This is a genomic window from Bradyrhizobium sp. UFLA05-109, assembly GCF_054185165.1.
This window is the reverse complement of the sequence record NZ_JBBIAR010000002.1, coordinates 210,451-228,298: the sequence shown is the minus strand read 5'-3', so window position 1 is coordinate 228,298 and position 17,848 is coordinate 210,451. Positions and strand designations below refer to the sequence as shown.

The 17,848-nt window shown below is 65.0% G+C and carries 15 protein-coding genes and 1 pseudogene; 4 read left to right on the top strand and 12 right to left on the bottom strand.

Features of this window, described 5'->3' with window-relative positions; translation table 11 throughout:
• Positions 1 to 9 precede the first annotated feature (9 nt).
• The 4 genes from Q3C01_RS02405 to Q3C01_RS02390 form a co-directional block, all read right to left on the bottom strand.
• The gene (locus Q3C01_RS02405; RefSeq protein WP_458143526.1) at positions 10 to 270 is read right to left on the bottom strand and encodes a GlsB/YeaQ/YmgE family stress response membrane protein; all 261 of its coding nucleotides are present in this window, start codon (positions 268 to 270) and stop codon (positions 10 to 12) included.
• Positions 271 to 293: 23 nt separating this feature from the next.
• Positions 294 to 758, bottom strand: coding sequence for a YidB family protein (locus Q3C01_RS02400; RefSeq protein WP_458143524.1), 465 nt, complete (start codon positions 756 to 758; stop codon positions 294 to 296).
• Positions 759 to 1,008: 250 nt separating this feature from the next.
• Positions 1,009 to 1,689, bottom strand: a complete 681-nt coding sequence (locus Q3C01_RS02395) for an RlmE family RNA methyltransferase (protein WP_458143522.1) — start codon at positions 1,687 to 1,689, stop codon at positions 1,009 to 1,011.
• A gap of 1 nt (position 1,690) precedes the next feature.
• On the bottom strand, positions 1,691 to 2,767 hold the full coding sequence (locus Q3C01_RS02390) for a Ppx/GppA phosphatase family protein (protein ID WP_458143520.1): 1,077 nt from the start codon (positions 2,765 to 2,767) through the stop codon (positions 1,691 to 1,693).
• 214 nt (positions 2,768 to 2,981) lie between these two features.
• Here Q3C01_RS02390 and Q3C01_RS02385 point away from each other — a divergent pair, with 214 nt between their 5' ends.
• Positions 2,982 to 5,351 carry a xanthine dehydrogenase family protein molybdopterin-binding subunit gene (locus Q3C01_RS02385; RefSeq protein ID WP_458143518.1) on the top strand — a complete coding sequence of 790 codons (2,370 nt, stop codon included), beginning with the start codon at positions 2,982 to 2,984 and terminating at the stop codon, positions 5,349 to 5,351.
• Between the two features lie 128 nt (positions 5,352 to 5,479).
• Here Q3C01_RS02385 and Q3C01_RS02380 read toward each other — a convergent pair whose 3' ends face one another.
• Entirely contained in the window at positions 5,480 to 6,280 is an 801-nt protein-coding gene (locus Q3C01_RS02380; protein ID WP_458143516.1) for a hypothetical protein, read from the bottom strand.
• A 110-nt stretch (positions 6,281 to 6,390) separates the two neighbouring features.
• Here Q3C01_RS02380 and Q3C01_RS02375 point away from each other — a divergent pair, with 110 nt between their 5' ends.
• The 3 genes from Q3C01_RS02375 to Q3C01_RS02365 all read left to right on the top strand — a co-directional run bounded on the left by Q3C01_RS02375 (position 6,391) and on the right by Q3C01_RS02365 (position 9,898).
• Positions 6,391 to 6,888 (top strand): YaiI/YqxD family protein, encoded by a 498-nt coding sequence (locus tag Q3C01_RS02375; protein WP_458143514.1) that lies wholly within the window; start codon positions 6,391 to 6,393, stop codon positions 6,886 to 6,888.
• 2 nt (positions 6,889 to 6,890) lie between these two features.
• Positions 6,891 to 8,702 carry an ABC-F family ATP-binding cassette domain-containing protein gene (locus Q3C01_RS02370; protein ID WP_458143512.1) on the top strand — a complete coding sequence of 604 codons (1,812 nt, stop codon included), beginning with the start codon at positions 6,891 to 6,893 and terminating at the stop codon, positions 8,700 to 8,702.
• A 116-nt stretch (positions 8,703 to 8,818) separates the two neighbouring features.
• Positions 8,819 to 9,898 (top strand): D-TA family PLP-dependent enzyme, encoded by a 1,080-nt coding sequence (locus Q3C01_RS02365; protein WP_458143510.1) that lies wholly within the window; start codon positions 8,819 to 8,821, stop codon positions 9,896 to 9,898.
• Positions 9,899 to 10,007: 109 nt separating this feature from the next.
• Here Q3C01_RS02365 and Q3C01_RS02360 read toward each other — a convergent pair whose 3' ends face one another.
• The 7 genes and pseudogenes from Q3C01_RS02360 to Q3C01_RS02330 all read right to left on the bottom strand — a co-directional run bounded on the left by Q3C01_RS02360 (position 10,008) and on the right by Q3C01_RS02330 (position 17,838).
• On the bottom strand, positions 10,008 to 11,228 hold the full coding sequence (locus Q3C01_RS02360; protein WP_458143572.1) for a BaiN/RdsA family NAD(P)/FAD-dependent oxidoreductase: 1,221 nt from the start codon (positions 11,226 to 11,228) through the stop codon (positions 10,008 to 10,010).
• Complete coding sequence (locus Q3C01_RS02355) at positions 11,225 to 12,142, bottom strand: SDR family NAD(P)-dependent oxidoreductase (RefSeq protein ID WP_458143508.1); 918 nt, start codon at positions 12,140 to 12,142, stop codon at positions 11,225 to 11,227. The genes Q3C01_RS02360 and Q3C01_RS02355 overlap by 4 nt, the downstream gene beginning before the upstream one ends.
• A 230-nt stretch (positions 12,143 to 12,372) precedes the next feature.
• Positions 12,373 to 12,852: a MaoC family dehydratase gene (locus Q3C01_RS02350; RefSeq protein WP_458143506.1), complete on the bottom strand. Its 480-nt coding sequence runs from the start codon at positions 12,850 to 12,852 to the stop codon at positions 12,373 to 12,375.
• A complete protein-coding gene (locus Q3C01_RS02345) occupies positions 12,853 to 14,571 on the bottom strand; it encodes an AMP-binding protein (RefSeq protein ID WP_458143504.1) in 1,719 nt (572 codons plus the stop codon).
• Between the two features lie 132 nt (positions 14,572 to 14,703).
• Positions 14,704 to 15,606, bottom strand: a pseudogene (gene mmsB / locus Q3C01_RS02340) (3-hydroxyisobutyrate dehydrogenase); the annotation flags it as partial.
• Positions 15,607 to 15,625: 19 nt separating this feature from the next.
• Positions 15,626 to 16,696 carry an enoyl-CoA hydratase/isomerase family protein gene (locus Q3C01_RS02335; protein WP_458143502.1) on the bottom strand — a complete coding sequence of 357 codons (1,071 nt, stop codon included), beginning with the start codon at positions 16,694 to 16,696 and terminating at the stop codon, positions 15,626 to 15,628.
• On the bottom strand, positions 16,693 to 17,838 hold the full coding sequence (locus Q3C01_RS02330) for an isobutyryl-CoA dehydrogenase (RefSeq protein ID WP_458143500.1): 1,146 nt from the start codon (positions 17,836 to 17,838) through the stop codon (positions 16,693 to 16,695). Before Q3C01_RS02330 ends, Q3C01_RS02335 begins: the two co-directional genes overlap by 4 nt.
• Positions 17,839 to 17,848 lie beyond the last annotated feature (10 nt).

Below are 17,848 nucleotides of genomic sequence, written 5' to 3'. Positions count from 1 at the left end.
CCGATCAGATCATGCAACTCGACGCTTCCCGGCAAAGAATCCGTATATCGCTAACAGGATGATTGCCCCGACAACTGCACCGATGAAGCCCGCACCTTCACCCGCCTTATACCATCCGAGTGCCTGTCCGAGGTAAGACGCCACGATCGACCCCACGATGCCCAAAATGGTCGTCAAAACGAACCCTGACGGTTCATTGCTCCCGGGCATAATGAACTTCGCAACGACGCCCGCGAGAAATCCAACAATGATGGTCCAGATGATGCTCATGGTGCTGTTTCCCTATGCGGTGATCAGGAGTCCCGAGGAGGCAAACGACCGTCCGGCGTATACTTATCGACGGCTGTTGGCAGTTCCCGCGAAAGTCGGGCAAGAAGCTCTTCTTGCGACAGGCCGGTCTGCTTTACCAGCGTCGCCAAAACGTCCTGACCTATCGCTTGCTTGAGCTGAGGAGGATCTATTTCTTTGTTGGGGCCGGGACCTACCCATGAATCGGCAGCTTCTCCCTGTCCGTTTTTCGTGAATTGATCGAGCAACTCGCTAAGACCACCACCAAGAAGGCTTCCGACGCCTCCACCGCCCAGCAAACCGCCGAAGACATTTGACAGATCGCCTTGTGCCTGCGGCTGTCCGCCGCCGGTCTTGGACGAGCCGCCCGTCGCGTTGTTGAACATTTCCGTCAGCTTGTCCCGGTTCTGGTAACCCGCAAGGGCAAGCATTCCAAGGAGCGCAGTCATCGATGGCATGCCACGGCTCATTTCACCCTCCTTGTGATACGTTTCAGCTCATGGATAATCTGGTCGGTGTACCTCAAATTTCGGCAGGATCGATCTGGTCGACGGTAGTGGGCCTTTGACGGGTGCGGTTCTTGATCTGAATCAATGAAGCAATGTTCTTCGAGTTGTGGTCGTGGCCTGCGCGCCAATGGGGCAATCGCGTTACCCTCCGCCAATTTCCCGTCTGCCCCGAACAACGGACATCGTTAGATCCGGCCGGTTGGTTCGCGCCCTAGTTGGCGCCGCGAAATCCCGTCGCCAACACATAGCGCTCCGACGAATCCTGCCTACTCGCCGCCGGCTTCACGTGCCGCACCGTCGCAAAATCGCGCTTGAGCTGGGCCAGCAGCTCGGCATCGGCGCCGCTCTGGAACGTCTTGGCCAGAAACGTCCCGCCGGGCTTGAGCACGTCACACGCGAAGGCGGCTGCGGTCTCGACCAGGCCGACGATGCGGAGCTGGTCGGTCTTGCGGTGACCGGTGGTGTTGGCGGCCATGTCGGACATCACGATGTCGGCGCCACCGCCCAGCATCGCGGTCAGCTTGTCCGGCGCGGCGTTGTCCATGAAGTCGAGCTGCGCGAAGTCGACGCCGGGAATCTCCGGCATCTCCAACAGATCGATGGCGACGACCTTGCCCTTACCGTCGACGGAGCCGACGCGCTTGGCTGCGATCTGGCTCCAGCCGCCCGGTGCCGCGCCGAGATCGACCACGGCCATGCCGGGCTTCAGTAGGCGGAACTTGTCGTCGATCTCGAGCAGCTTGAACGCGGCGCGCGAGCGATAGCCTTGCGCCTTGGCCTTGGCGACGTAGGGATCGTTGAGCTGGCGCTCGAGCCACAGCTTTGACGAGAGCTTGCGCTTGCCGCCGGTCTTGACCTGGACGTGCAAGCGGCCGGTGGTGTCCTTGGCCATCTCACCAGCTCCTGAGCGCGCCATCCTCGCGCATCATCTCGACCAGCATGCCTTCGCGAAGACCCCGGTCGGCGACGCGCAGGCGCGGCAACGGGAAGGCGCGGCGGATGGCATCGAGGATGGCACAGCCGGCGAGCACGAGATCGGCGCGCTCGATGCTGATGCAGTTGTTGTTGGCGCGCTCCTCATAGCTCATGCCGAGCAGCTTCTCGATGGTTGCCGTGATGTCGGCATCGTCCATCCAGATGCTGTCGATGCGGCGGCGGTCGTAGCGCGCCAGATTGAGGTGAATGCCGGCGAGCGTCGTTACCGTGCCCGACGTGCCGAGCAGGTGCATACCGGCAAGATCGCGACCATGTTCCTCGGCAAAGGGCGCGACATGCCGGGCGACCTCCTCTTCCATCGCCGCGTAGGTCTCGCGCGTTACATCCCGGCCGCCGAACTGCTCGGCGAGCGTGACGACGCCCAGCGGAATCGACATCCAGGCCTTGATGCGCGGCTGCGGATTCTCGTCGGTCGGGTCGCGCTCGATCCGAACCAGCTCGGTCGAGCCGCCGCCGATGTCGAACAGGATCGCGCCGCGCCCCCTGGGGTCGACCAGCGGCGAGCAGCCGAGCACGGCGAGCGCGGCCTCGGTCTCGCGGTCGATCACCTCGAGCTCGATGCCGGTCTCGGCCGCTACGCGGCTGCGAAAGCCCTCCGCGTTCGACGCGGCGCGGCAGGCCTCCGTCGCGATCAGCCGCAGCCGCCGCGCTTTGCGCAGCTCGATCTTGTCGCGGCAGATGCTGAGCGCCGCGATGGCGCGCTCGATCGCGGCCTCGCTGATGCAGCCGGTGGCCGAAACGCCCTCGCCGAGCCGGATGATGCGTGAGAAGGAATCGACCACGCGAAACCCGTCGCTGGTCGGACAGGCGATCAGCAATCGGCAGTTATTGGTGCCGAGGTCCAGCGCCGCATAGACGCCGGTTCCCGACAATTGCGCAGGGACGGCCGGTTGGACGGCCAGCGCCGCCGTGGCCATCGCCCTCAGCTCTCCGTGCGGCGCAAGGCCGTCGCGGAGCCGCGTGTGGTCATTCATACAAACGGTCTTTCCACGGCCCGACAGGGCCGATCCGGAATTGCTTTTTCGCGGGAAACTTTAGCAGCGCTTGGGCCTCACGCAACAACCCTTCACAATGGGACCATGCCTATTCGTGCGTTGTCGTGAACGGGCCCGTGCGTTATCTGAACGGGGTCCGGCCCCTCCACCGCCCGCGAAAAACGCGCAAATGCCGGCTTTTCAGGTCACTTTCATGCAAGAACACACCAAATCGTCCTCGCTCGAAAACGCTATTGCACTGCAAAAATACGGCGTCGGACAGCCGGTCCGCCGCAAGGAGGACGATACGCTGGTGCGCGGCATGGGCCGCTATACCGACGATTTCAACCTGCCGAGCCAAACCTATGCCGTGATCGTTCGCTCGACCCACGCGCATGGCGTGATCCGCGGCATCGGCATCGAGGCGGCCAAGGCGATGCCGGGCGTGCTGGGCGTGTGGACCGGCACGGACCTTAACGCCGCCGGCTACGGCCCCTTCACCTGCGGCCTGCCACTGAAGAACCGCGACGGCTCGCCGCTGCTTCAGACCAACCGCCAGCCGCTTGCGACCGACAAGGTCCGCTTCGTCGGCGATCCCATCGCCTTCGTGGTGGCGGAGACGCTGGCCCAGGCGCGCGACGCCGCGGAAGCCGTAGAGGCCGATATCGAACCCCTCCCCGCGGTCACCGATCCCGAGGAGGCCGCACAAGCCGGCGCGCCGCAGCTTTACGACCACATCCCGGGCAACGTCGCACTCGACTATCACTTTGGCGATGCCGAGAAGGTCGCGGCGGCCTTCGCCAGCGCCGCGCACGTGACCAAGCTCGACATCGAGAACACCCGCGTCGCCGTGGTCTCGATGGAGCCGCGCGTGGGGCTCGCCTCCTACGACAAGAAGACCGAGCGCTACACCATCCAGGTGCCGACGCAGGGCGTTTCGGGCAACCGTGCCAATCTCGCCAAGAACCTGAAGGTGCCGAACGAGAAGGTGCGCATCCTCACCGCCAATGTCGGCGGCTCCTTCGGCATGAAGAACATCAACTACCCCGAATACATGTGCATCCTGTTTGCGGCGAAGGCGCTGGGCCGTCCGGTGAAGTGGACCGATGAGCGCTCGACCAGCTTCCTTTCCGACAGCCACGGCCGCGCCCAGAAGATCCACGCCGAGCTGGCCCTCGATGCCGAGGGGCATTTCCTCGCAGCGAAGCTCTCCGGCTATGGCAATCTCGGCGCCTACATCACCGGTGTCGCGCCGAGCCCGCTCTCGCTCAACACCGGAAAGAATTTCTCCAGCGTCTACCGCACGCCGTTGATGGCGGTCGACATCAAGACGGTGTTGACCAACACCACCTTGATGGGGGCCTATCGCGGCGCCGGCCGGCCCGAGGCGAACTACTACATGGAGCGGCTGATCGACCGCGCCGCCGACGAGATGGGGATCAGCCGGCTGACCTTGCGCAAGCGCAACTTCATCAAGCCGAACCAGATGCCGTTCCCGGCCTCCTCAGGCGTGACCTACGACAGCGGCGACTTCCAGGCCGTATTCAACAAGGCGCTGGAGCTGTCGGACTACGAGAGCTTCTCCAAGCGCAAGAAGGAGAGCAAGAAGAGCGGCAAGCTGCGCGGCATCGCGATCGGCTCCTATCTCGAGGTCACCGCTCCTCCCGGCGTCGAGCTTGGCAAGATCGTGTTCGATCCCGATGGCACGGTGCAGCTCATCACCGGCACGCTCGACTACGGCCAGGGCCACGCGACGCCGTTCACGCAGGTGCTGTGCGCGCAGCTTGGCGTGCCCTTCGAGAACGTGAAACTCGTGCAGGGTGACAGCGACATCGTCCACACCGGCAACGGTACCGGCGGCTCGCGCTCGATCACCGCCAGCGGCATGGCTATCGTGGAAAGCTCTCGCCTCGTCATCGAGAAGGGCAAACGCGCCGCGGCGCACTTCATGGAAGCGTCCGAGGCCGACATCGAGTTCGCCGACGGCCGCTTTACCATCGCCGGCACCGACCGCAGCATCAACATCATGGACCTGGCCAAGCGCCTGCATGACGGAAAGGTGCCGGAGGGCGTGCCCCCCTCGCTCGACGTCGACCACACCACCGAGCCGGTGCCATCAGCCTTCCCGAACGGCTGCCACGTCGCCGAGGTCGAGATCGATCCTGACACCGGCGTGGTGGAGATCGTGCGCTACAGCGCGGTGAACGATTTCGGCACGGTGATCAATCCGATGCTGGTCGCGGGCCAGCTCCATGGCGGCGTCGTCCAGGGCATCGGCCAGGCGCTGATGGAGCATGTCCGCTACGACGAGAGTGGTCAGCCGATCACGGGATCGCTGATGGACTACGCGCTGCCGCGCGCGGAAGACGTTCCGTTCATGAGCGTCGGCGATCACCCGGTGCCGGCGACGAGCAATCCGCTGGGCACCAAGGGCTGCGGCGAAGCGGGCTGCGCAGGCAGCCTGTCGACGGTGGTGAACGCAGTGGTCGACGCGCTGTCCGACTACGGCATCAAGCACATCGACATGCCGCTAACGCCGGAACGGGTGTGGCGGGCGATTCAGGACGCGAAGGGGGCGGCGTAAGGCCTACGCTTTCTCTCCGTCGTCATGGCCGGGCTTGACCCGGCCATCCACGCCTAAGGGCACCAAGAACGTGGATGCCCGGGACAAGCCCGGGCATGACGATGGGTGCCGATGTGCCCCTTCCCGCGTTACGCCGCCGCCTCCTCGCGCGGCTGATAGATCGCAACATGCTGGCAGTGGGCGAGCGGCGTCTTGCCGTTGGCGACGACGAGCGCGTCGAATTCGACGAAACGGTGGCCCTTCTTCTCGTAGTTCGCGGTAACTTTTGCGCGCGCGGTGATCTCGTCGCCGGCGCGCGTGGCCGACAGCAACTGCATGCAGCTTCCAACGTGGATCCATGGTCCCAGAACGGTGTTGTCGACCAGCACGCGGTTCATAACGCGCTGGATCACGCCTGGATGACCAAGCCCTTCCCGCGCGAAAATCGGATCGGTCTCCCTGACCTCAGTGAGGTATTCCGCAGCAGCCTGCCCCGCCCAGCGGCGCGGCGTGATGCCGAACCATTTGCCGACCTCGAAGGTGGCCGAATTGACAGGCTTGCGCTCCGCGACGGCGGGGACCTCGACATAGTCGCTCAAGGCGACCGCTGGCGCAGACTCGGCCAGCGACGCCGTTCCCGTCGCGCAGAGCTCTCCGCGCGAAAACACCTCGATCGTGAGCACGCCGTTGTGCTCGACCGCGTCGACGTCGGCCATCTCGCCGTCGTAGACCGGCTTGACGAAGCGCGCCTCGATCAAGCCGTGGGCGAGAAAATCGCGGCCCCAGCGGACGACCGGCACGTGCATCATGTAGGCCATGACGTCGACGCCGGGAACCAGCCCGCCGGAAAAGCCGAAGCGGCGCGCCACGGAGTCGTCGTGCATCTTGTTTTCAGATTGTTTGGCGGTGTTGTAGGCCTCAACACGGTAGGTTTCGAGCCGGGTCGGCATGCTGTCGCCTTTGCCCCTGATTTTTGTTGCTTCAGAGGCCGATCGTAGGCCCGCAGGAACAGCGGTCAATCCCCTCGCCATTGGGCGGCGAATGCGGTACCACGCGACCGATGACGAGCCCCCCAGCCACGCCCCGCATCTATGTCGACGCCGACGCCTGTCCGGTCAAGGACGAGATCTATCGCGTCGCTGTCAGGCATGGCGTGCCCGTGAGCGTCGTCGCGGGCAATTTCATCCGTGTGCCCCAGGACCCGCTGATCGAGCGTGTCGCAGCGGGCGCCGGCATGGACGCTGCTGACAACTGGATCGCAGAGCGCGCCGGTGACGGCGATATCGTGATCACCGCCGACATCCCGCTCGCGAGCCGCTGCGTGAAAACGGGTGCCGACGTCATCGCGCCGAACGGCAAGCCGTTCACCGAGGAATCCATCGGCATGACGCTCGCGGTGCGCAACCTGATGACGGATCTGCGCTCGGCCGGAGAAGTCACCGGCGGCCCGCGATCGTTCGCGCCGCGCGATCGTTCAGCCTTCCTGTCCGCGCTGGACCAGACCATCCGCCGCATCCAGCGCCGCCGCGCCGAGCAGGCCGCAACGGTCAAGGGCTGATCATGGCGCCGCCTCTGATCCAGCTGAAAGACATCCGCCTCACATTCGGCGGCACACCTTTGCTCACGAGCGTCGAGCTCAACGTCGCGCCAGGCGAGCGCGTCTGCCTGATCGGGCGCAACGGCTCGGGCAAATCGACGCTGCTCAAGATCGCGGCCGGCCTCGTCGAGCCGGACGGCGGCACGCGCTTCGTGCAACCGGGCGCGACGATCCGCTATTTGCCGCAGGAGCCGGATTTCGGCGCTCATGCGACCACGCTCGCCTATGTCGAGGCCGGGCTCGCGCCCGGCGACGACCACCATCAGGCGCGCTATCTGCTGGAGCAGCTCGGGCTCACGGGCGAGGAGAATCCGGCCAATCTCTCCGGCGGCGAAGCCCGCCGCTCTGCGCTGGCCCGGGTGCTGGCGCCCTCGCCCGATATCCTGCTGCTGGACGAGCCGACCAACCATCTCGACCTCACCACCATCGAATGGCTGGAGCAAGAGCTCGACAGCCGGCGCAGCGCGCTGGTGCTGATCAGCCACGACCGCCGCTTCCTTTCCAATCTCTCGCGCTCGACTGCCTGGCTCGATCGCGGCAGGATCAAGCAGATTGATCGCGGTTTTGCCTCGTTCGAGGCCTGGCGCGACGAGGTGCTGGCCGAAGAAGAGCGCGACCAGCACAAGCTCGACCGCAAGATCGTCGACGAGGAGCACTGGCTGCGCCACGGCGTCTCGGGCCGGCGCAAGCGCAACGTCAAGCGGCTCGCCAATCTGCATGCGTTGCGCGCGCAGCGGCGCAATTATCGCGGCACGGCCGGCAGCGCCAACCTCGCCGCGGCGGAAGCGGAAGCCTCCGGCAAGCTGGTGATCGAGGCGAAGGCCATCACCAAGGCCTATGGCGAGCGCAGGATCGTGGAGAATTTCTCCACCCGCATCCAGCGCGGCGACCGGCTCGGCATCATCGGGCCGAACGGCGCCGGCAAGACCACGCTGGTCAACCTCTTGACCGGCGGGACGGAGCCGGACTCCGGCACCGTGCGGTTAGGAGCCAATCTGGAGATGGCGACGCTCGACCAGCACCGCGAAAGCCTCGATCCCAAATCGACGCTCGCCGAGGCGCTCACCGGCGGCCGCGGCGACCACGTCATGGTCGGCGGCAAGCCGAAGCACGTGGTCGGCTACATGAAGGACTTTCTGTTCGTGCACGAGCAGCGCGGCACGCCGCTCGAAGTGCTGTCTGGCGGCGAGCGCGGCCGCCTGATGCTGGCGCGCGCGCTGGCAAAGCCGTCCAACCTATTGGTGCTGGACGAGCCGACCAACGATCTCGACCTGGAAACGCTCGACGTGCTCGAGGAGATGCTCGGCGATTACGAGGGCACGGTGATCCTGATCAGCCACGACCGCGACTTCCTCGACCGCGTCGTGACCTCGGTGATCGCGCCCGAGGGCAACGGCCGCTGGATCGAATATGCCGGCGGCTACAGTGACATGCTGGCGCAGCGCGGCGCCGACCTGAAACGCGAGACCGTGAAGGCGCAGGCCTCTGCCGAGAAGAAGGAAGAGCGTCCCGCCGTTCCTACGTCCGCACCAAAACGGCGGCTGAGCTTCAACGAGAAGCATGCGCTAGAAACGCTACCGAAGAAGATCGACACCCTGCATGCCGACATCGGGAAATTGCAGCGCGTCCTCGACGATCCCAACCTCTACGCCAAGGATCGCAAGAAATTCGACGATACATCTGCCGCGATCGCCAAGGCGCATGAGGAACTTTCCGCTGCGGAAGAGCGCTGGCTTGAACTCGAAATGCTCCGTGAAGAAATCGAACAGGCTTAGGTCGTAAAAATCGTAGGATGGGTAGAGCGCAGCGAAACCCATCGCACAACGGGATTGGTTCTGATGGGTTTCGCTTCGCTCTACCCATCCTACGGGACCGAGAATAGAGAGATCAGATGACCACGCCCCTCGCCGTCAAGATCGCCCGTGAATATGGCACACCCTGTGCCGTCATCGACATGGACAAGGTCGAGCGCAACATCGCGCGGATCCAGAAGGCCTGCGATGATGCCAGCGTTGCCAACCGGCCGCACATCAAGACGCACAAGAACCCGACGCTGGCAAAAATGCAGGTGGCGGCGGGTGCGAAAGGCATCACCTGCCAGAAGCTAGGCGAGGCCGAGATCATGGCCAATGCCGGCATCGACAACATCCTGATCAGCTACAATCTGCTCGGCGAGGAGAAGATGGCGCGCCTGGGGGCGCTGCAAGCCAAGGCCAATATGACGGTGGCGGCCGACAACTCCACGGTTATTGCCGGATTGCCCAAGGCGGCAGCGGCCTCAGGCCGGCCGCTGTCCGTCGTCGTCGAGTGCGACACGGGACGCAAGCGCGCGGGCGTCGAGACGCCGGCTGAGGCGATTGCACTGGCGCGCGAGATCGCGGCCTCCAAGGGACTGCATTTCGCCGGCTTCATGCTCTATCCGACCGAGACAGGCTGGGTCGACGCGCAGAAATTCTACGATGAGGCGCTGGCCGGCGTGCGCGCACTTGGGCTGGACGCCACGATCGTCTCGACGGGTGGTACGCCGAACCTCGTCAATATCGGCAAGCTGAAGGGGGGCACCGAGCATCGCTTCGGCACCTATATCTACAACGACCGCATGCAGGTCGCAGCCGGCGTCGCCACCTGGGACGACTGCGCGCTGCATATCTACTCCACGGTCGTCAGCCGCGCCGCGCCCGAGCGCGGCATCCTCGATGCGGGTTCGAAGACGCTGACCACCGATACCGGCGGGCTCGACGGCCATGGCCTGATCCTGGAGCACCCCGAGGCCAAGATCGCGCGCTTCGCCGAGGAGCACGGTTTTCTCGATCTCTCCCGCAGCAACACCCGGCCGAACGTCGGCGACGTCGTGCGCATCGTGCCGAACCACGTCTGCGTCGTCGTCAACATGATGGACGAGGTCGTGATGGTGCGCGACGATGAGATCATCGGCACGTTGCCGGTCGCTGCCCGCGGGAAGTTGCGGTAGGAGCGCACAGGGATTCTGCCGTAGTCCGTAGGGTGGGCAAAGGCGCAAAGCGCCGTGCCCACCTTTTCGGTTGCCATGAAAATGGTGGGCACGCTTCGCTTTGCCCACCCTACGATTTCGAGAGCCACTTCAACACGCCTCTGCCCGCGGCCGCTCCCGTCGCGAAGGTCGCCTGCAACAGATAGCCCCCCGTCGGTGCTTCCCAATCCAGCATCTCTCCGGCGGCGAAGACGCCGGGCAACTTGCGGATCATGAAATCGGCGTCGAGCTCGTCGAACGAAATCCCGCCGGCGCTGGAGATCGCGCGCGCGATCGGCGCGACGCCGGTCAGCTTGATCGACACTGCGTTGATCAGTTCGGCGAGGCGCGCGGGCGGCAGCGATGAGAGCGACAGCCCCTCCTTGATCGCCGCCTCCTGCAGCAGACCAGCGGCGGCTGGCGAGAGCTGACCCGCTTTGCGCAGGAAGTTCGAAAGCGACTGCTTGCCGCGCGGCGCGGAGAGCCGCGTGGTGAGCGCGCCGCGATCGAGATCAGGCCGCAGAGCGACGTGCAAAATCGCCTCGCCCCTTGCGGCAATCGCCTCGCGCAATTCGGCCGACAACGCATAGATTGCGCCGCCTTCGATGCCACTATGCGTGATGATCGCCTCGCCGCGCGCCGTGTGTCCGCCGAAGACGAAGGCAATGCCTTTCAGCGGCTGGCCTTCAAAGCGCGTCCGGAACACTTCGGACCAGGCGACCGTGAAGCCGCAATTCGCAGGCCGTAGCGGCGAGAGCGTCACGCCCTTCCCGGCCAGCACTTTGGCCCAGCCGCCATCGGAGCCCAGCCGCGGCCAGCTTGCGCCGCCGAGCGCGAGCACGGTGGCATCGGCGCCGATGGTGGAAGGGCCGTTGGGCGTCAGAAACAACAGCCGCCCCTCGTCGTCCCATCCGGTCCAGCGGTGGCGAAATGCAAACTGAACGCCGCCGGCATCAAGCCGCAGCAACCAGGCCCGCAGCAAGGGCGATGCCTTGAAAGCCTTCGGAAACACACGTCCGCTGCTGCCGACGAAGGTCGGCTCACCCAGTCCCTCGCACCACTCACGCAAGCCGTCCGGCGGAAACGCGTCGATTGCAGCTTGCAGCTTGGGTGCCGCCTCGCGGTAGCGCGCGATGAACTGCGGCAGCGGCTCGGTATGCGTGAGGTTGAGCCCACCACGGCCGGCCATCAGGAATTTACGCCCCGCAGAGGGCATGGCGTCGTAGACAGTGACGGCAGCGCCGCCCGCCGCCAACACCTCCGCCGCCATCAGCCCGGCGGGACCGGCGCCGATGACGGCGACGTTGGTCAGAGTTTTACCCCCGCACGCGCGGCCGCCTGCGCGACGTATTTCTGCGTCTGCTCGAATGCGCCCTGCAGCGCCTTGGCCTTCGACATGTCGCTGATCTCGGCGAAATGGGCGGCGATCGCGTCCGGCGTCCAGTCCGCCTGCGCCAGGTTGATTCCCTCGCTCTCGACGATCCTGATTACCGCGAACGAGCCGGCGCCAGCGCCCATGATGGTTCGGGTCGGGGCGTCCTCGCTGAGCATGTATTCGACCGCCGGCGTGATCGCCTCCGGCCTCATCAATTGCAGCGCCTGCGGCGGCAGCAGCTCCTCCGTCATGCGGGTCGCGGCCGTCGGCGAGATGATGTTGACGCGGATGTCGGTCTTGCGGCCCTCTTCCGCAAGCACGTTCATCAGGCCGACCATGCCGGACTTCGCCGCGCCGTAATTGGCCTGTCCGAAATTGCCGTAGAGGCCGGACGACGACGTCGTCAGCACGATGCGTCCGTAGTTGCGGTCACGCATGCCGGCCCACACCGCCTTGCAGCAGTAGAACGTGCCGACGAGGTGCACGTCGAGCACCTTCTGGAAATCGGCTGCTTCCATCTTGGCGAAGGACTTGTCGCGCAGGATGCCGGCATTGGCGCAGAGCAGGTCGACGCTGCCCCATTCCCTGGTGGCGCGCTCGACCATCGCAGTGACCTGCTCGAAATTGGAGACATCCGCGCCGTCAGCCATCGCGGTGCCGCCCGCCTTGCGGATCTCCTCGACGACGGCCTCCGCCGGCGACAGCGAGGCTCCGGTGCCATCGCGCGCGCCGCCGAAATCGTTGACCACGACCTTGGCGCCGCGGCTCGCGAGCCCCAAAGCATGCGCCCGCCCCAGACCGTTGCCCGCGCCAGTGACGATGGCGACGCGTCCGTCAAACCTGATTGCCATGAGTGCTGTTCCTTTCTTCCTTCTCCCCTTGCGGGAGAAGGTGGTGCGCGCAGCGCGCCGGATGAGGGATTGTCTCCACAGATGCGCTCGCGGAGAGAGACCCCTCACCCGCCTCGCGTTCCGCGAGGCACCCTCTCCCACAAGGGGAGAGGGTGCGAGCGCGCGCCGATTTGACAGCGTTTTGATCAGTGATGAATGGCCGGGTCAAGTCCGGTAGCGACTGAAGGCGGTCAGGCGAAATAGATCAACCCGAGCCACTCGGCGACCAGCGCCGGCTTGTCTTCGCCCTCGATCTCAACCGTGACATTGGTGCGGGACTGCAATTCCGTGGGCTTGCGGAGTTTTGCTTCCGCCAGCACGAACCGGCCGCGGACGCGCTTGCCCGAGCGCACCGGCGAGATGAAGCGCAGCTTATCAAAACCGTAGTTCACGCCCATCGTGGTGCCGGCGATGACCGGCATCACCTCATAGGACATGATCGACAGCAGCGACATCGTCAGGAAGCCATGCGCGATCGTGGTGCCGAACGCGGTCTCCGCTCTGGCGCGCTCGGGATCGACGTGGATGAACTGGTGATCCTCGATCACGTCGGCATAGGTGTCGATGCGCGGCTGGTCGATCAGGTGCCACGACGACACGCCGACCTCCTTGCCGACCAGGGCCTGATAGGCCTCCAGCGTGATCGGCGGCTTCTTCCAAACTTCGTTCACTTAGGTCTCACTCCGTGTTTTCGGCAGCTCAGGAAAATCCTCCTCGCGGAATTCCCGGCCGCGCAGGGGATCGTCGCGATCATCGTCGCGCTCGAGCCTGCGTAGCTGCACGCGGCGGATTTTTCCAGAGATCGTCTTCGGCAGCTCGGTGACGATCTCGATGCGCCGGATCCGCTTGAACGGCGCAAGGCGCGTGTGCAGATGCCTGAAGATCGACAGCGCGGTCTCCGCCGAGCGCTCGGCGCCCGAGGTCAGCAGCACGAAGGCCTTGGGAATCGCGAGCCGGATCGGATCCGGGCTCGGCACCACCGCAGCTTCTGCAACCAGCTCATGCTCGAGCAGCACGCTTTCCAGCTCAAACGGACTGATGCGATAATCCGAGGATTTGAACACGTCGTCGGAACGGCCGACGAAGGTGAGATAGCCCTCCTCGTCTTCGAACACCACGTCGCCGCTGCGATAGAGCTCGCCTTCGGCGCCGGACAATTGACCGTCGTCGCTTTGATAGCCCTGCATCAGGCCGGCGGGACGGCTGTCGCCGAGCACGAGCGTCACCTCGCCCTCCCTCGCAGGATTGCCGTCGGCATCGCTGATCTGCACGCGAAAACCCGGCAGCGGCCGACCCATCGAGCCGATCTTGACTTTCTGACCCGGCGAATTGCCGGCAAGCGCCGTGGTCTCGGTCTGGCCGTAGCCGTCCCGGATGGTCAGCCCCCAGGCGGCACGCACCTGATCGATGATTTCCGGATTGAGCGGCTCGCCGGCGCCGCAGGCCTCACGCAAGGACACCTTGAACGCGGCGAGGTTCTCCTGGATGAACAGCCGCCACACCGTCGGCGGCGCGCACAGCGTGGTGACGCCGCAGCGGCCGATCGTGGCGAGCAATCCCTTGGCGTCGAAGCGCGGCTGGTTGACCACGAAGATGGTTGCGCCAGCGTTCCACGGCGCGAAGAAGCAGCTCCAGGCATGCTTGGCCCAGCCGGGCGAAGAGATGTTGAGGTGGACGTCGCCTGGCTGCAGGCCCAGCCAGTACATCGTGGAGAGATGACCGACGGGATAGCTGCGCTGGCTGTGCCGCACGAGCTTTGGCTTTGCCGTGGTGCCCGAGGTGAAATAGAGCAGCATCGGGTCGTCGGCGTTCGTTGGGCCATCCGGCGTAAACGTCTCGGAAGCTTTTGCGGCTTCTTCAAAGGCGATCCAGCCGTCGGAGGCTGCGCCCACCACGATGCGAACGAGACCCTCGGCACCGAGGCTAGCGAACTTGGCGACCTGGTCCTGCGTCGCCACCACCGCCCTCGCCTTGCCGCGATCGAGACGATCGCGCAGCTCATCCGCGGTGAGCAGCGTCGTGGCCGGAATCACGACGACGCCGAGCTTCATCGCTGCGAGCATGGTCTCCCAGAGCGGAACGACGTTTCCGAGCAACAGCAGGAGATGATCGCCGCGCTTCAGGCCCTGTGCGCGGAGGAAGTTGGCAACCTGGTTGGAGCGGAGCGACAGCGTTTCGAAAGAAAGCTCGGTCTCGCGCTCCTGCGCGGCATCGACGATCCAGAGCGCGGGCCGATTCTTGCTGTCAGCGTTCGCCGCCAGCTCGGCGTCGAACCAGTCGAGCGCCCAGTTGAAGGGAACCGGATCGGGCCAGCGAAATCCCTTGACCGCGGCGGCGTAGTCCGTGCGGTGCTGAAGCAGAAACGCACGCGCTTCCTGAAAGGTCGTCATGGTCCGAGTCCGTCAAATTGACCTTCGAACGTAGCCCGGATGGAGCGAAGCGCAATCCGGGACCGGCTACGCAATTGGGAGAAGCTGTCCCGGATTTCGCTTCGCTCCATTCGGGCCACGAGCAAACCCTCGCTATTCTCCAGCGAGGCTGCGAACGTGCTTGATAATTCCGGAAAAATCCACCCCGCCGTGACCGGCTGCGTCGAAAGACTGATAGATCTCCTGCGCATGCTTGCCGAGCGGGGTTGCTGCGCCTGCGGCCTTCGCGGCGTCCTGCGCCAGGGTCAGGTCCTTCACCATCAGCGCAGAGGCAAAGCCCGGCTTATAGTCGTTGTTGGCAGGTGACGTCGGCACCGGGCCCGGCACCGGGCAATAGGTCGTCAGCGACCAGCACTGGCCTGATGAGGTCGCGGCGACGTCGAACAGCGCCTGATGCGAGAGCCCGAGCTTTTCGGCGAGCGCAAAGGCCTCGCTGACCGCGATCATGGAAATGCCGAGGATCATGTTGTTGCAGATCTTTGCCGCCTGCCCCGCGCCCGCGCCGCCGCAATGGACGATCTTCTTGCCCATCTTCTCCAGCACGGTTTTTGCCGCAGCGAACGCCTTGTCGTCGCCGCCGCACATGAAGGTAAGCGTCGCACCCTTGGCGCCGCCGGTGCCGCCGGAGACCGGCGCATCCACGGAGAGCACGCCATGCTGGCTAGCCAGCGCATGCGCCTGCCGCGCGCTTTCGACGTCGATCGTCGAGCTGTCGATGATCAGCGCGCCCTTGGTCATCGCCGGAATGACGTCCTTCCAAACGGCGAGCACATGCTTGCCGGCCGGCAGCATGGTGACGACGACATCGGCGCCCCTCACGGCACCGGCCGCACTCTCGGCGATGCTGGCGCCATCGGCCTTGGCCTGGTTGCGTGAGGCTTCGACGAGGTCGAACGCGACCACCTTGTGGCCGGCCTTGACCAGGTTGGCCGCCATCGGGCCGCCCATGTTGCCGAGACCGATGAATGCTATCGTGGCCATTTTCGTTTCCTCCGCTTGAGCGCGTTTCGCAGCGTTAGTTGAATTTCAGCTCGTCGGCGCCGATCTCGGCGAAGTACGGTGCGACCATCTCAGGCGTGACATCCTCGATTCGCGGCGGCGACCATTTTGGGTTGCGATCCTTGTCGATCACGGCGGCCCGCACGCCCTCGCGAAAATCGTCGCTGCGGAAGACTTCGAGCGCGGCGCGGTATTCGCGGACGAGGCATTCTTCCAGTGTCGACACCTTGCGCGCTCGCCGCAACAGCTTCAGCGTCACCACCATGCCGCGCGGCGATTTCTCGCCGAGTGTCTTGAGCGTAGACTGCGCGAAATCCGAGCCATCGCCCTTGAGTGCAGCAACGATCTCTTCCATGCGATCGAAGGCGAACAATGCATCGATCGTCGCCTGTTGTGCGGCCACGGGCCCCGCGGTCTGGCCGGTGGCAAATCTGCTGATGAGCTTGCTCACCTCGGCCGCGGCCACGCCCGGAGGAGCCTTCGTGAGCGCCTCGCGCAGCTCCGGCAGCTTCGCAGCGGGCACGACGGCATCGGCAAACTTCGCGTAGACCGCATCCGGGCCATTCATGGTCTGGCCGGTCAAACCAAAGAACGTGCCAATCTCGCCCGGCGCGTGCGACAACAGATACGTGCCGCCAACATCCGGGAAGAAGCCGAGGCCGGCCTCGGGCATCGCCAGCTTGGTACGATCGGTAACGACGCGATGGCTCGCATGTGCGGAGAGGCCGACACCGCCGCCCATCACGATGCCATCCATGAAGGCGACATAGGGCTTTGGAAACTTCTTGATCCGGGCGTTGAGGATGTACTCCTCGCGCCACAGGATCTTGCCGAGATCGCCATTGACCTTCGAGCTCTCCCAGAGCGCGCGGATGTCGCCGCCGGCGCACAGGCCACGCTCGCCGGCACCTTCCAGAAGGATCACGCCGACGGCCGGATCGGCCTCGAAGCGGTCGAGCGCTTTCTCGATGTCGCGAAACATCTCCAGCGTCACGGCGTTGATCGCCTTGGGGCGGTTGAGCCGGATCACGCCGGCCGAACCTTCGACACGCGCGATCAGGTCGCCCTCTTCCATCATAACCGTCATCGTGCGCCCTCGATCAGCTTGCGCGCCACGATCAACCGCATGATCTCGTTGGTGCCTTCGAGGATCTGGTGCACGCGCAAATCGCGCACGATCTTCTCGATACCGTATTCGCTGAGGTAGCCGTAGCCACCGTGAAGCTGGAGCGCGTGGTTGGCGACCTCGAAGCCGACGTCGGTGCCGAACCGCTTTGCCATGGCGCAGAGCATGGTCGCATCCGGGTCCTTGCGGTCGAGCGCGGCGGCTGCGCGCCAGAGGAAGGTGCGCGCAGCCTCGAGCTCGATCGCCATATCGGCGAGGCGAAATTGCAGCGCCTGGAACTGGTCGAGCTGCTTGCCGAAGGCTTTGCGTTCCTTCATGTAGGTGCGCGCCTTGTCGAGCGCGGCTTGCGCACCGCCGAGCGAGCACGCCGTGATATTGAGACGGCCGCCGTCGAGCCCTGCCATGGCGATCTTGAAGCCGATGCCCTCCTCGCTCAGGCGATTGGCCACCGGCACGCGAGCATTCTCAAACATCACAGCGCGGGTCGGCTGTGCGTTCCAGCCCATCTTGCGCTCATTGGCGCCGAAGGAGACGCCAGGCGTCTTACCGTCGACGACGATTGTGGAGATGCCGCCGGCGCCATCGCCGCCGGTGCGCACCATCGCAACCAGGATATCGGTGCCGCCAGCGCCCGAGATGAACTGCTTCTGCCCGTTCAGGACGTAATCGTCGCCGTCGCGCACCGCGCGGGTGCGCAATGCCGCCGCATCCGAGCCAGCGCCCGGCTCGGTCAGGCAATAGCTCGCAATCCACTCCATGGTGCAGAGCTTTGGCAGCCACTTCTGGCGCTGGGCGTCGCTGCCAAAGGCATCGATCATCCAGGACGCCATGTTGTGGATGGAGATGAAGGCCGAGGTGGTCGGACAGCCCGTCGCGAGCGCCTCGAAGATCAGCGCCGCGTCGAACCGTGTCATGCCGGAGCCCCCGACATCATCGCGGATGTAGATTCCGCCCATGCCAAGCGTTGCAGCCTCGCGCATCACCTCGACGGGGAAATGCTTCTCCTCGTCCCAGCGCAGCGCATGCGGCGCGATCTTCTCCGCCGCAAACGCCAGCGCCATGTCGCGAACCGCGAGCTGATCCTCGTTCAGAGCGAACTGCATCGTGCCCTCG